At 31.8% G+C, this 13754-nt stretch carries 14 protein-coding genes and 1 tRNA gene; 11 read left to right on the forward strand and 4 right to left on the reverse strand.

The window, feature by feature from the left end; all coding sequences use genetic code 11:
- Positions 1 to 130 precede the first annotated feature (130 nt).
- The 5 genes from C0J27_RS02270 (at position 131) to C0J27_RS02290 (ending at position 5127) form a co-directional block, all read left to right on the forward strand.
- Complete coding sequence (locus C0J27_RS02270) at positions 131 to 1537, forward strand: hypothetical protein (protein ID WP_115585577.1); 1407 nt, start codon at positions 131 to 133, stop codon at positions 1535 to 1537.
- Between the two features lie 131 nt (positions 1538 to 1668).
- Positions 1669 to 2601, forward strand: coding sequence for a metal ABC transporter solute-binding protein, Zn/Mn family (locus tag C0J27_RS02275; protein WP_115585578.1), 933 nt, complete (start codon positions 1669 to 1671; stop codon positions 2599 to 2601).
- 82 nt (positions 2602 to 2683) lie between these two features.
- A complete protein-coding gene (locus C0J27_RS02280) occupies positions 2684 to 3430 on the forward strand; it encodes a metal ABC transporter ATP-binding protein (RefSeq protein ID WP_115585579.1) in 747 nt (248 codons plus the stop codon).
- Positions 3427 to 4245 (forward strand): metal ABC transporter permease, encoded by an 819-nt coding sequence (locus C0J27_RS02285; protein ID WP_115585580.1) that lies wholly within the window; start codon positions 3427 to 3429, stop codon positions 4243 to 4245. The genes C0J27_RS02280 and C0J27_RS02285 overlap by 4 nt, the downstream gene beginning before the upstream one ends.
- Before the next feature lie 30 nt (positions 4246 to 4275).
- Positions 4276 to 5127, forward strand: coding sequence for a metal ABC transporter permease (locus tag C0J27_RS02290; protein WP_115585581.1), 852 nt, complete (start codon positions 4276 to 4278; stop codon positions 5125 to 5127).
- Between the two features lie 164 nt (positions 5128 to 5291).
- Here C0J27_RS02290 and C0J27_RS02295 read toward each other — a convergent pair whose 3' ends face one another.
- Positions 5292 to 6902, reverse strand: coding sequence for an ankyrin repeat domain-containing protein (locus C0J27_RS02295; protein ID WP_115585582.1), 1611 nt, complete (start codon positions 6900 to 6902; stop codon positions 5292 to 5294).
- A 368-nt stretch (positions 6903 to 7270) separates the two neighbouring features.
- A complete protein-coding gene (locus tag C0J27_RS02300) occupies positions 7271 to 7642 on the reverse strand; it encodes a hypothetical protein (RefSeq protein ID WP_115585583.1) in 372 nt (123 codons plus the stop codon).
- A gap of 173 nt (positions 7643 to 7815) precedes the next feature.
- On the opposite strand from C0J27_RS02300, the gene C0J27_RS02305 reads away from it, so the two are divergent.
- The 4 genes from C0J27_RS02305 (at position 7816) to C0J27_RS02320 (ending at position 11029) form a co-directional block, all read left to right on the forward strand.
- On the forward strand, positions 7816 to 8439 hold the full coding sequence (locus tag C0J27_RS02305; RefSeq protein WP_115585584.1) for a M23 family metallopeptidase: 624 nt from the start codon (positions 7816 to 7818) through the stop codon (positions 8437 to 8439).
- Between the two features lie 86 nt (positions 8440 to 8525).
- Positions 8526 to 8717 carry a ferredoxin gene (locus tag C0J27_RS02310; protein WP_115585585.1) on the forward strand — a complete coding sequence of 64 codons (192 nt, stop codon included), beginning with the start codon at positions 8526 to 8528 and terminating at the stop codon, positions 8715 to 8717.
- 181 nt (positions 8718 to 8898) lie between these two features.
- Positions 8899 to 9912 carry an MBL fold metallo-hydrolase gene (locus C0J27_RS02315; RefSeq protein WP_115585586.1) on the forward strand — a complete coding sequence of 338 codons (1014 nt, stop codon included), beginning with the start codon at positions 8899 to 8901 and terminating at the stop codon, positions 9910 to 9912.
- A gap of 127 nt (positions 9913 to 10039) precedes the next feature.
- Entirely contained in the window at positions 10040 to 11029 is a 990-nt protein-coding gene (locus tag C0J27_RS02320; RefSeq protein WP_252120583.1) for a PD-(D/E)XK nuclease family protein, read from the forward strand.
- A 308-nt stretch (positions 11030 to 11337) separates the two neighbouring features.
- On the opposite strand, the gene C0J27_RS02325 is transcribed toward C0J27_RS02320, so the two are convergent.
- Positions 11338 to 11655, reverse strand: a complete 318-nt coding sequence (locus tag C0J27_RS02325; RefSeq protein ID WP_115585587.1) for a transposase — start codon at positions 11653 to 11655, stop codon at positions 11338 to 11340.
- Between the two features lie 270 nt (positions 11656 to 11925).
- Here C0J27_RS02325 and C0J27_RS02330 point away from each other — a divergent pair.
- A tRNA-Arg gene (locus C0J27_RS02330) sits at positions 11926 to 12002 on the forward strand.
- Positions 12003 to 12090: 88 nt separating this feature from the next.
- On the opposite strand, the gene tnpA is transcribed toward C0J27_RS02330, so the two are convergent.
- The gene (gene tnpA, locus C0J27_RS02335) at positions 12091 to 12465 is read right to left on the reverse strand and encodes an IS200/IS605 family transposase (protein ID WP_286206277.1); all 375 of its coding nucleotides are present in this window, start codon (positions 12463 to 12465) and stop codon (positions 12091 to 12093) included.
- A gap of 316 nt (positions 12466 to 12781) precedes the next feature.
- On the opposite strand from tnpA, the gene C0J27_RS02340 reads away from it, so the two are divergent.
- Positions 12782 to 13243 carry a Dps family protein gene (locus tag C0J27_RS02340; RefSeq protein ID WP_162801736.1) on the forward strand — a complete coding sequence of 154 codons (462 nt, stop codon included), beginning with the start codon at positions 12782 to 12784 and terminating at the stop codon, positions 13241 to 13243.
- The last annotated feature ends 511 nt before the right edge of the window (positions 13244 to 13754 follow it).

Consider the following 13754-nt stretch of genomic DNA (forward strand, 5'->3'; position numbering starts at 1 on the left):
AAAATACAATATAGCCAATCCCTGTTCTAGTATGGCAAAATACCATTCCTGAGCCACTCTCTTTACTTGAATAGGCAATCAGCGTTATACTATCAAAAAAATAAATTTAAGAATATTTTAAAGGCTCTTCATGAACAAGTTTTTCATATCGCATATTATTGCTCTATTGCTTGTATGTAATACGCAGCTATCAGCAAGTCAAAGAGCTATAAGCTCATTAAAAGACACCTGGGTTACCGTATTTGTTCACGGATCTTTTTCATTAAAACCTCACCTGACATTTGGTAATGCAATTAATGTTATTTTCGATCGAATTGAAAACTCTGTATACTATCGATCAACTGAAATCAATCGCCGCGATCATTTCTTTTATAAAAATCAGGTGATGCTTGGCCTTGGATTACAACGAATTGATTTTAAAAACCCTAATAAATTAGAAGCAGCTCGCATTATTGCTGCAACCTATGAAACTGTATCGCAATATGCAGGCAACGCTCCAAGCGATGAATATTATGCTTTTGGATGGAGTGGCTTAGTAAGTCATAAATTGAGATATTTAGAAGCTGGAATATTATATGATCAGCTGAGCCAATTAAATAAAAAGCTTATAGCAGCTGGTAAAAATCCTAAATTTAGAGTTATTAGTTACAGTCACGGAGGAACATTATCTATCCAACTTGGTGCAATTCATATAACTAAAAACCCTTCTGAACAATTTTTTATCGATGAATTATACTTAAATGGAACACCAATTCAAATCGAAACTGATTATTTAATTAATAGTCCAGTATTTAAAAAAGTTTATAACATCTACTCAAAAGCTGACAGCATTCAAAAACTTGATTTCTTTTCATTTAAACGATTTTTTTCTCGAAGAAAATTTGAAAATCGAAACAACTTTAAGTTGCCAGAAAAGCTCACCCAAATAAGCTTAAACATTGTTGACTACACACCTAAAAATGTAACCTCAACAATTCCATTTCCTCGCGATGAAAAAACTTTACGTAAACATTTTAGAAAATGTACCTATGATCCAGGCCATTTTGAACTGTGGTTTATGGGATGGACGATTTTGTCATATCGTAAAGATTTCCCATTCAATCCATTACCAATTATAAATTTTTTACCAATTATTATAAAAGACCTAGATAAAGATCCTAACATTTCAAAAGATATTATTGTTAAAATTTTACCGTATAAAGAAACAATGGAAATTTATAATTATAAAAAATTAGTAAAACTTACCATGGTTGCACAAAAACCGTTCTTAACTAAAAAAGCATTAGATGAACTTAAAATTACCGCACTGCAATTTGAGCCAGTCGATTATAATCTTGAAACATATAATCGTAAAATGTATGATGCGATCACGATTGCACAATACGAATACGACCAATTAAATAAACTCAAAGTTGAAGAATTTAAAAATATAAAAAAAGAAAAACAAAAAAACCAAGAACCTTCGTATAAAAAAAACGTGGTTAATTTACAGAAAAAAGAACGCCATTTCCAAGGTTTTTTGACCAACGAAATATAAAGTAAATTTTTTAGAAAAAGAAAGAAGGCTTTTACAACAAGAGCCTTCTTTCTTTTTCTAAGCTATCTGAACTCCATTTAAAAAAAGTATAAAAATCTACGACACCGCTGTGATCATCTGCGAAAAAAATTATGAAATTCAAATCTATTATTTTTATTTTTCTGACGCTTATTACGATTATCTATGCAATCCTCATCTATCAAATAAGCTTATCGACTTATACAAAAACAAAACCATACATTGTCTGCACAACAACGATAATTCATGATACTGTAAAAAATATTTGCAAAGATACCGTAGAACTTGTTGCTTTAATGGGACCAGGAATTGATCCTCATCTTTATAAACCTGTAGAAAGTGATATTTTCAAAATAGCATCTGCTGATATTATTTTTTATAACGGTCTTCATTTAGAAGCAAAAATGGGAGAACTTTTTGAAATTTTAGCAAAACATCAAACTACTGTAGCAGTCACTCAAGATATTCCGACCAACCTTTTATTACCAGTCATGGGTTATCAAACTATCTATGATCCGCATGTTTGGTTTGATATATCATTATGGATGAACGCTGTTGAAACTGTCTACCAAGCATTGATTGTAAAAATCCCTGAGCATGCTGATCTCTACAGGCAAAACAAAATTAATTATCTACAAAGACTTGAAACAGCTTTACAACAGAGTCAACAGATGATGTCTACTATTCCCATAGAAAAAAGAGTTTTAATAACTGCTCATGATGCTTTTTCATATTTTGGCAGGCTTTATGGGTGTAAAGTAGTTGCTCTGCAAGGCATTAGTACGGAAAGTTCTCCTGGAGCATACGATGTACAAGAAATTATTCAATTAATTTATACCCAAAAAATTCCAGCAATTTTTATCGAATCCAGCATTCCCATAAAAAATATCCTGGCAATTCAGGAAGGCGTTGCTGCATACGGTTATCATGTTAACCTTGGAGGGCAACTCTATTCTGATGCACTTGGCTGCAAAGGTAGCCAAGGAGCAACATATATCGATATGATCATGCATAACATGCAAACAATTGTCAGCGCATTGCAATAACAAGTTAACTCTTTTATAAAAAAACAGTATTCTATAGGTAGTTACAGCTGATTTTCAAACCTTTACTTAGATCAAATTTTTCATGAAATATGCTCTTGTTGTTACCAATCTTTCAGTTGCTTTTCAGCAAACAATTGCTCTGCATGATATAGAATTTTCTATACCTACCGGTAAACTTGTTGCGATTATTGGACCTAACGGAAGCGGTAAGACAACCCTTATACGTTCTATTATGGGGCTTATTACTCCTACAAAGGGGACTATTTTTATTGCAAATCAACTGAAAGAAGGATCATCTAAAAAAATAGCTTATATTTCACAACGATCGTGCGTTGATTGGAATTTTCCGGCAACAAGCCTTGATGTCGTCATCATGGGGTCTTACGGTCAATTACGTTTTTGCCAATCTCCTGGAAAAAAAGAAAGAGAATTAGCATTACAAGCACTTGCTCAAGTAGGCATGATGGAATACGCAAACACAGCAATTAAAGAACTTTCTGGTGGCCAACAACAGCGACTTTTTATCGCTCGAGCATTAGTTCAAGATGCAGAAATATATCTTTTAGATGAGCCATTTGTTGGAGTAGATGCCACGACAGAAACTATAGTTTTTAATCTATTCAAACAACTTACACAACGTAATAAAACTATCATTGTCGTGCACCATGATCTTTTAACCGTTAAAAGACATTTTGACACTGTTATGTTTATCAATAAAACTATCATAGCATGTGGCCCAACAGCAGATGTTATGACGAGTTACAACATACAAAAAACATTTCCTCATTATATTGATACAACATCATTAGTATCGTCTGATTTTTCATGACACTTGATTATACATTTTATAAAATTTTAATTGGTACTGGCTTAGTAGGTATTACAACCGGAATATTAGGGTGTTTTACGCTCTTAAATAGACAAAGTCTTTTAGGTGATACGATAGCTCATGCAACCCTACCAGGCTTAACAGGAATGTTTTTAATCATGCATCAACAATCATATTTTTGGTTGTTATGCGGAGCTGGCTTATCAGGATTTATTGGAGCTGTGTGCGTAACTTTAATAACAAGGCACACTTGCTTACAGCAAGATGGAGCCCTTGGTATTGTTTTATCAACTTTTTTTGCTCTTGGGACTATTTTTTTAACCATGATTCAAAAACTTCCTCATGCCCACCAAGCAGGGATTGATAAATTTCTTTTTGGACAAGCTGCAACGATCTTAAATCATGACATTGTGATTCTCAGTTGCATTACTCTCATCGTTATCGTAACTGTTGCCTTGCTATGGAAAGAACTAACGCTTATTACATTTGATAAAGAATACGCTGCATCAATAGGCATTCCCGTAAAAAAAATTACGACAATTTTAACGATTTTGCTGGTCTTAACCATTATTGTTGGATTGCAAACAGTTGGTCTTATTTTAATCAGTTCATTTTTAATTGCTCCTGCACTTGCAGCACGTCAATGGACTACCTGCCTGCATACAACTGTTTTTCTGAGTATTGGATTAAGCTTGCTGGCAACATCAACGGGGACCTATATCAGCTGCCTTGCTCCTCACTTGCCAACAGGGCCCATTATTGTAATTATTGCAACAATTATTACCTGTTTATCAATGCTCTTATCCCATAGATAGCAGTGATCAAATCATCAGACAAAGGCCTTTATGATTTTTATATACTTACAACTGATTATTCTTACCATGGTAACAGCAGTTGCATGCGCATTGCCTGGAAATTTTTTGCTGTTACGAGGCAATGCTTTGATAAGCGATGCTTTAAGTCATGCTATTTTATTTGGTATTGTTGTGATGTTTTTAATCATACAAGATATCAACTCACCCTATATTTTTATGGGAGCTGTTGGAACAGGCATCATAAGCGTTATAATTACTGAATATTTAACTATAACAGGCCGAATGTATCAAGACACAGCTATTGGATTATTATTTCCGTTTCTTTTTTCTTGCGCTGTTCTGCTTATTAATCAATATGCAAATAATGTACACCTTGATACTGATGCAATTATTTTAGGAGAGCTTGCATTTGCACCATTCCATCGCATCTACATTTTGGGATATGATTGCGGACCTGTAGCACTAGCAACAATGAGTTGCATTACAATTATAAATATCTTGTACGTATACTATTTTTATAAAGAATTAAAAATAACAACTTTTGACCCTGCTTATGCAACAACTATTGACTACAACGCATCATGGTTCCATTATTCTCTTATGATTATAACAAGCATTACTATTATCAATGCGTTTCAAACTACCGGCACAATTTTAGTTATATCGTTTATCATTACTCCACCAGCCACTGCATACCTCATAACAAAAAAACTTGATGAAATGATTATTGCAAGCTGCTTACTTTCAATAGTAGGAGTAGGTATTGGATTTATCATAGCTCATCATTATAACAGCTCAATAGCAGGATCAATTGCTCTTGCAAATGGCTGTATGTTTTTCATCACGATGCTAGCAGTTAAAATTAGTATCCAAGTTATATAAACTAAATTTTAACTCTACAGATTGGCCCCAAGCTTTCTATAAAAACTCCTGCAATCGTGATGTATGTTTTTCTGATACACTTTTTTTGAACTGAAAAAGTTTAGAGTGGCAATGACTATTTTCGTTCCAGAGAAAAATTTTATTGAATATTTAAATTTTTTTAATCATCGCCAATCTTTTTTAAGCTGATTTTCAAAATGTTTATATCTTTGAGCACTTATATATTTTTTTCTTTCCTTATTAAAAATATAACGAAGTCGAGATATTTCTAAAATTGATTCATTATTTAATGCAAATGAATTTTTAAAAAATTCGTCTTCTTCATGAAACTGAAATTGCTGAGATAGTTCTTGTATTATTACACATGCTTTTTTTGCAATTTCAGCCGTTACTAACATTTCTATTATTTGTTTATTTTGTAATAAAATTTTGAGAATTTTTGCTTCTGCATGATGCTTGAAAGACTGAAATAGTTGTTGTATTACTGCACATGTTTTTTTTACAATTGTATCTGTTGCTAATATTTCTATTTTTTGTTTATTTTGTTCAGATTGTAACTCTTGCTGCAATATACTTTCAAAATTTTGCTTAATTTCATTATATAATGCAACTTGCAGATTATTATCATGAGCAAATGGAAAAATCTGTGAATTATGTTGATTATCAAATGATTCTAATAAATAGATCAGATACTTAAGACTTACAATATTTGTTTTTTGTAACTGAGAATAATCAAAAGACGGATCTTTCCGTAATTCTTTCAAAATAAAAATAATAGAAGCTATTATCTCTTCAAGCTGCATACACAGATACAATTTAGGCAAAGCTCCAGCAACAATATTTTCAATTTCCTGAAATAACTGAATAGGAGTTATTTCATTACCTGATAAAGCTTCTAAATTTGCACCTTCATCAATCAAAAGCTGAACAACTTCAGGATGATGATGCAAAACAGCATAGTGCAAAGGGCTTTGGTTATATGCACTCTGTTTATTAACATCAGCTCCTTTTTTCAGCAACATGCTCAGCATATCGCTTACACTGTTTTTTAAAGAAAAACAGGAATTTTTTATGATTGCAAACTGCAATGCAGTCAACCCATGAAAAGGATGAATTGCATTTATATCTGATCCATGATCTATTAAAAATTTTGCAACCTCTACACGATTATTTTTAATTGCGCAAAAAAATGGTATCTCCTGTTTAGCTGTTATAATAGTAACATCTGCACCAAAATCATGTAATAATTTGACCATTTCTATGTTTCCAAGACAACTTGCCATAATTAAAGGTGGAGGACAAAGATCATTATCTAATATATTAATAATCTCTTTAATTCGTAATGAGAAGTATGATTTACTATGATGCATAACATATAAAAATACCGGATCATCAATCTTATCTATCTCAGTTGTTTGTTTTTTTGACTCTTCATTAAGAACATTATAAAAAGGAATTTTTACACAATTCCATAAAAAATCTAATATATCTATATGCACTCTACCAATATCTACTTCATCTTCTTGGCTATTTTTTTCAAATGCATCTTGTAAAAAATTATGAAAACAATTTTTTTGCTCATGAATATCTACAAGCCTATGTTCATGCAAAAAATCAAAATCCCTTTGAAAATCTGACCATAATTCTTTGCATACCATAAAATCTTTTTGTAAAACGTCTGCACCCGTTTGATTATGAGTACAATCTTGCATACATACTGTTATGAATGGAAAAAAAACAACAAATAACAGCACAAATTTTTTAATATTTTTCATATGATAGTTATTTTATTATTCGATAATATAAGATATATAATAATACAGATAAGAAGATTTTTTACTTAATCCACTATGTTTTCAGGTCTCGTGAACTAAATTTTTACAAGAGATTTTTGCCCTACACTTTCTATAAAACTCCCAAATTTTGCTAGCCGGTGGGTCTCATACACTCTTTTTCAGATCAAAAAGCGTAAAGTGGCAACCGCCGCCCATGTTTCCTGAGCTGAGCTGAGCGATATAGTAGGTTTTTATCCACATGTAAATTTGGTTCACACAGCCTAGATTTTTTAATAGATCTTTTATACAAATTACTACAAAATATAATCGAATACAAATACATCATCAATACCAAAAAACTGCCTGATTTACCTATTTGACCTAACAGCATCATGAATATCATAATGTTTATGCCACAAACCTAAAAAATTCATATCAAATTCAATATTTACATAATGTGAACCTGCTCTGACAACAGTCTGCAATGTTGAAGACAATTGATTAAATATCGATTGACCTAAAGGTGAATCCCAAAAATTTTGCTGATACTGTAAGTCATTGATAGAAACTTGATAATCCATGAGCTTAAAATTAACACCTTTAAATGGTCCTTTGGCCACGGTTAATGAAACAATAGTATTAAATTTTATCATTTGTAAAATTTTAAACCCTGCATAGGCAACACCACTTACCAGCAAAAAAATTATACTTATCTTCATTGCAATATCTTTTATATTCATATGCGCCCCTTTTGTATTTGTATTTTCATGACGTTACCTTATTTTTATAAATATAATCAATAGAGTTTCTACATTTTTATAAGTTACCAAGCAGTATCTTGAGCTCATTTACGCAACTTCATTGAAACATGTTTTCTATTTGTGATAAAATATGAATAAATAGGGGGAAACACATGAACAAATTTAAATACAATTTTTTTACAATATTAGTATATTTTGCAGTATCAACTAACTTACGAGCTGACAAATTATGTATACCAGACAAATCAATTATTCGACAACAAGAACGATACGTATCATTACTTGCTCCATACGTACAAGAAAAAATAAATTTTTCTTTTCCTGTAAAGCAATGTGAATGCTGGGTAAGCTCCTTGTATGGTAAACGAGGAACAGGTTTTCATGCAGGTGTAGATTTTGCAGCGCTCAAAGGAACTGATGTTGTTGCAGCAGCAGATGGATATATCATGAAAGCTGAAAAAAGTAATGCTAAAAACGGCTATGGAAACATGATTCTTATTGAACATGAACATAAAAAACATACGTATCAAACACGATACGCTCACCTTGATACCATTGAAAAAAAAATATACAATCAAGTTCAATCCGGAAAAAAAGTTGCAGTAAAACGTAATGAAAAAATCGGCACAGTCGGTGCTACAGGCCATGTTATTGCAAAACATAGTACAAGTGATCCATCTCATTTGCATTTTGAAATATATAAAGATGGAAAAAGAATAGATCCTTTACTCTACCTATTTGCATCGCAAACTCTGCGTACAAAAAATAGATCTTAAGGCAAAATTTAATAGAACTGATATTGCATTTCAAGAAGTATCATCGTATTATAAAATTATATAGGTATATCATCATAAGGAGCTCCATGAAAAAACTATCGATTGAACCTGGTTGCATAACTTGCGGCATGTGTGAATTTATTGCTCCAAAAGTTTTTGAAGTAACTGATATTTCACATATAAAAGAAGGCTTTGATCAGATGGAAAATAATGAGCTTATTGAACAATCAGTTAAAGAATGCCCTGTTTTTGTAATAAAGTATGAAGAACAGAAGTAATCTAATGCATTTGATTTTTATATAATCCTCAAGTATACTTATTACATATCCAATTCTAGTTGTTGTGATATAATCTATCTTACCTATTGAATAAAAGAATATAAATGTAACCTCCATTTCCCCTATCTATGATATTAAAGTCTGGATAGGGGTATTTTTTACCAAGAGATTTAAAGAGTCTATGAAACGTTTTTATCCTCAAAAAAAAAATGGTCGATTTTATCAAGAGGATCAAGAACGTCCTCGTTGGTTTTTATCAACAATCTCAGTTTTCTTTAAAACGCTTTATCGCGATTATTTTGCACCTATTGGAAGCGAAGCTGCCCAATGGATTGTAAAGCCATCATATCCAGAACAATCTCATGAGCCAATTTTCACATGGCTTGGACACTCAACATTTCTTATTCAAGTTGGCGGTAAAAACATTTTAACTGATCCTATCTTTGGTAGCGTATCAGGCATTATTTCAAGAATTATTCCACATCAAATTGCAACAAACGATCTTCCAAGAATTGATTATGTTATTTTATCGCACAATCATCCTGATCACATGGATGCTACCAGTTTATTTGATATTAAACGATACAATCCTCACGTTAAGATGCTTGTTCCTATGGGCGATAAAGCATGGTTTGATGCTCGCGGATTTATTGATACTTGTGAATATATGTGGTGGGATACATTTGAACAAGACGGCCTAACATTCACCTTTCTACCTGCTAAACATTGGTCTCAACGTGGTATGTTTGATAAAAACAAATCGCTCTGGGGTAGCTGGATGATCGAACATAATGGCTTTAAAGTTTATTTTGCAGGTGATACGGCCTGGAGTAAACATTTTAAAGTTATTGGTCACTTCTTTAAATCTATTGATGTTGCGATTATGCCTATCGGTCCAAGCGAACCTCGTGAACATATGAAAGAGTCTCACGTTAACGCCGAAGAAGCTGGAGATGGTTTTTTGCACCTGAACGCACGTTGGTTTGTTCCTATGCATTGGGGAACATTTCGATTAGGTATGGATAATTTTAAAGAACCTGTTTATCGTATTAAAGCGTGGTGGGAACTTAACAAAGAAAAATGTGCTGATAAAGTATTAAAAATTTCGAAAGTTGGCGAACTTGTACATTGTGTTCGTCAAAATATGATGTACCTTTCTCATCTTAAATCAAAACAAAATATCAAAAGCTTATAAAATTATCTCAATGATATAATATCAAAAGGCCTGGTTACAAATAACCAGGCCTTTTGATTTGTAAATTATGTAGAAACAAATTACTCTGAGTATGTTTTATTATTATACCATGTACAAGGAACCATTCATGCTCAACAAATATATCATGCTCACACTGCTCATATCTTTATCTAATTTTTTATGCACATCAGAAAAAAGTGCGCAGCAAATCTATACCAAAAAAAGAAAAGCTGATACTCAAACTGCAATCATAACTCCTGTCGATCAAGTTGTTCTTACCTGCGCACTAAAAGTTGTCGATAACATAAGAAATAAAAAACCTCATACAAGCTATTACAACTCTCAACGATCTCGTAATCTGTATGATAGTTCATCAACAGAATCATTTAAACTCAGTCGCTCTAAGTTAAAAGATTTTTTAAATTGTCAGCGATGTTTTTTCATTGATCGAAAAAAAGGAACTGGGCATGTACCAGGCTATCCATTTAGTTTAAATAGTGCTGTTGACGCCCTTTTAAAAAAAGAATTTGATGAATATCGTCAAAAACAAGAAGCTCATCCTTATTGTATAGATAATAACATTAATGCAATTCCATTTCAGCACCCACTGCTAGAATCATGGAGAAATTCATTATATGAAGGAGTTCAAGCACAAATTAACGGAACAAATATTGTACTAACTGGTGGCATTGATGATCTGTGGATAAATCCAACAACCAATGAATTAATTGTTGTTGATTACAAAGCGACATCAAAAAAAGGAGACGTATCTCTTGATGCTGATTGGCAAGATGATTACAAACAACAAATTGAAATCTACCAATGGCTATTACGCCAACAAATTGGTACAAATTTAGATTCTCAGTATACCATTTCTGATACAGCTTATTTTGTATATTGTAATGGAGATGCGCAAGCTGAACAATTTAGCAACCGCCTTAATTTTAAAGTATCTCTTTTGCCATATAAAGGTGATTGTTCATGGGTAGAGCCGGCAGTTATAGCGGCGTATCATTGCTTACAATCAGAAAAAATTCCAGCTTCATCTTCATCGTGTGACCATTGCAAGCGATTTCAAGCAGTTAGCAACCATTTGGAAAAAGAAAAAAGCATCTAACTACTACATTGCATGAACCAATTTTTGTTATAAACTTTGCCCTTCGTTTTCTATAAAAACTCCGGGGATTAGCAGGATGTGTATACCTAATTTACTTTTTTTTAGATAAAAAAACGTAAAGTGGCCGGCGCCTTCCATGCTTGCCAAGATGAGCTCAGCGATTTTGTAGGCCTGTATCTTAATTTTTAAATTTGATTCACACAGTCTAGAAAAAAGAGATAGGAACTTGTGATAAGTTTCTATCTCTTTTATTACATGCTATTGAAAGTGATTTGTGTAAAATTATTTACAACGTAATCTAATGTTTATTACAAAGTTTCAATGTTATAACCATATTCCCATAAACTATCATGAACAATGAATTTTTTAAATTCTGGGAGCTCTTTAACCAGCTCTTCACTGCTATGTTTTTTTAAGTTAATAATAACAGCATCAACATCAACTGCTTCATGCAAGTAAAATGTCACTGCAATGTAATCTGTTAATATATCACATGAATCAATTTCTAATCCAGATGCTTGTGCGTACTCATGTATAATTTTTTCGAGTCGCTCTTGTACTGAAATTTGCTCTAAAACTTGTTCAATAACTGGGCCAAACTCTAGTAAATACAATGGGTTTTTCATATGGTCTACATCTTTGTAATTAAAAAATAAAATTTTATATTTTTTAACAATAATTTTTTATTGTTATTGAAATTTATATAACTTCTTTATTATAATACCCTAAAAACAATCTTTTCTACATGAAAATTTTAAAATAGATTTCACTATTCTTTATGACGTATATATCAAATGATTTTTAATTTATATACATGAAAAGAAAGTTCTATAAAAAAATCTTGTATAAACAAGACTCATGCTATATAATTATAAAGTAACATCGTTACTATTTGTGTGCTCGTAGCTCAGTTGGATAGAGCAACGGATTTCTAATCCGTAGGTCGCAGGTTCGAGCCCCGCCGGGCACACCATTTATTACAACCTTCCGGTTAAAAATTATCCTAGTGAAGCGCTCACCGGCTTAAAAGCAGGAATTTCACGATAATTTTGATTTTTTATTTATTGATTTTGGATATAGTTACGAATTTTATCTTCACTAACTCTTTCAACCGTTTCAGCAAAATATCCATCGCTCCAAAAACTATCTCCCCAAAGAAATTCTTCTAATTCTGGATATTCCTTTCTAATAAATCTACTAGAGCCCCCTTTTAAAAATTGGACGGTTCTACTTACACTTATACTTGGCTTTAAACCTATCAGCATATGCACATGATCTTCTTGAATATTTAACTCTTCTATTGTCCATTCATTTATTTCTGCACATTGACGAAACAACACTTCCAGTCGATCTTTTACTTCGCCTGTCAAAATTTTTTTTCTATATTTTGGAATCCATACTAAATAATACATAAATAAATAAGTATTTTTTAGAATATTTCATAATTACTTCCTTTTTCATTTGTAAACATTATTCAATTTTAATATTGCATGATACTTCTAATCAAAATTAATGCTTTTGAAAAAATATAAATTGCTGCAATTACAATAAAATAGATTTCTCATATCATGAGTTTTTTATAGTTTTATGAGGTTGTTGGTATTCTCTTTGAAATTTATTATGAGTTTTCTTTGTTATTATTATTATGTTTTGTTTTTATTGTAAACTATTGCTTTTAAACTCATCTATCTGTCATCATAAGTTGTAATGTGTTGCAAAATTAAGTTTTTAAACTATACGGAATTATTTTATATGAAACAGAAACAACAAGAATTCATTGCTGGTTACTTAAATAAATTATTAGCAAATACATCAGTACTTTTAATTCAGACATTAAATTATCATTGGAATGTTACAGGAAAAGAATTTCACGATTATCATTTATTATTTGATAAGCAATACAATGAGTTGTTTGGTTATTTAGATCTTTTAGCAGAAAGAGTAAGAGTTGTTGAGGGTGTTGCATTAGGTTCAATGGATGCCATGATCAAAGTAGCAACATTAAAAGAAGATAAAGGTGAGATTCCTGCACCAAATCAAATGATTAGAAGATTATTTGAGCAGTATGAGTATCAAGTTGCTGAGTATCGTGATGCAATTAAAGCTTTACAAGCAGATACAGATGATTTTGGTTCGATTAACATGCTAGAAGATTTGCTTATGAAGCATGAAAAAACAGTTTGGATGTTAAGATCTTTATTGGACAAACAATAGACCTTATGCGTAATTCAAGTAAATTTTAAAAACTGATAAAACAGATTAAGAAAGTCTGTTTTATCAGTTTTTTATGCTGGATTTTGTAGTCTAAAATTCAATAATGCACCCACTTTTCTAAATACTTGATTGTACGATTTAGACGAACTTCTGTATGTGTTCTTCAATATTTTAAATTTTTTCATTCGCGAAAAAACATTTTTCAACAATTATTCTAAGTTTACTATGCCGATGATTAAATTGCTTTAATAAATGATTTAGCGCTTTTCCATTTGACTTTTTATAAGGAATAATCTGTTTTTCAGGGTTACCTGCAGGCAATCCTTGATATCCTAAGTCTAATCGATGTACAACAAGCCATTAAAATTGCAAATGACCAACTTACACAGAAATAACGCGAAATAGATGAAATATATGCAGAAAAAATTATCAGTTATTTAAATTATGGCGCGCCGATACGAATTGTTTAATTGCAAACATCGTGCCGGCGTCTATAATTAAGTTGCGGAAA

The organism is Candidatus Chromulinivorax destructor, assembly GCF_003366055.1.
In the GTDB taxonomy this organism is placed as follows: Bacteria; Babelota; Babeliae; order Babelales; family Chromulinivoraceae; genus Chromulinivorax; species Chromulinivorax destructor.

Coding starts and splice junctions, on each gene's coding strand:
- C0J27_RS02270 (WP_115585577.1), top strand. CDS start 131: ATGAACAAGTTTTTCATATCGCATATTATTGCTCTATTGCTTGTATGT.
- C0J27_RS02275 (WP_115585578.1), top strand. CDS start 1,669: ATGAAATTCAAATCTATTATTTTTATTTTTCTGACGCTTATTACGATT.
- C0J27_RS02280 (WP_115585579.1), top strand. CDS start 2,684: ATGAAATATGCTCTTGTTGTTACCAATCTTTCAGTTGCTTTTCAGCAA.
- C0J27_RS02285 (WP_115585580.1), top strand. CDS start 3,427: ATGACACTTGATTATACATTTTATAAAATTTTAATTGGTACTGGCTTA.
- C0J27_RS02290 (WP_115585581.1), top strand. CDS start 4,276: ATGATTTTTATATACTTACAACTGATTATTCTTACCATGGTAACAGCA.
- C0J27_RS02295 (WP_115585582.1), bottom strand. CDS start 6,902: ATGAAAAATATTAAAAAATTTGTGCTGTTATTTGTTGTTTTTTTTCCA.
- C0J27_RS02300 (WP_115585583.1), bottom strand. CDS start 7,642: ATGAATATAAAAGATATTGCAATGAAGATAAGTATAATTTTTTTGCTG.
- C0J27_RS02305 (WP_115585584.1), top strand. CDS start 7,816: ATGAACAAATTTAAATACAATTTTTTTACAATATTAGTATATTTTGCA.
- C0J27_RS02310 (WP_115585585.1), top strand. CDS start 8,526: ATGAAAAAACTATCGATTGAACCTGGTTGCATAACTTGCGGCATGTGT.
- C0J27_RS02315 (WP_115585586.1), top strand. CDS start 8,899: ATGAAACGTTTTTATCCTCAAAAAAAAAATGGTCGATTTTATCAAGAG.
- C0J27_RS02320 (WP_252120583.1), top strand. CDS start 10,040: ATGCTCAACAAATATATCATGCTCACACTGCTCATATCTTTATCTAAT.
- C0J27_RS02325 (WP_115585587.1), bottom strand. CDS start 11,655: ATGAAAAACCCATTGTATTTACTAGAGTTTGGCCCAGTTATTGAACAA.
- C0J27_RS02340 (WP_162801736.1), top strand. CDS start 12,782: ATGAAACAGAAACAACAAGAATTCATTGCTGGTTACTTAAATAAATTA.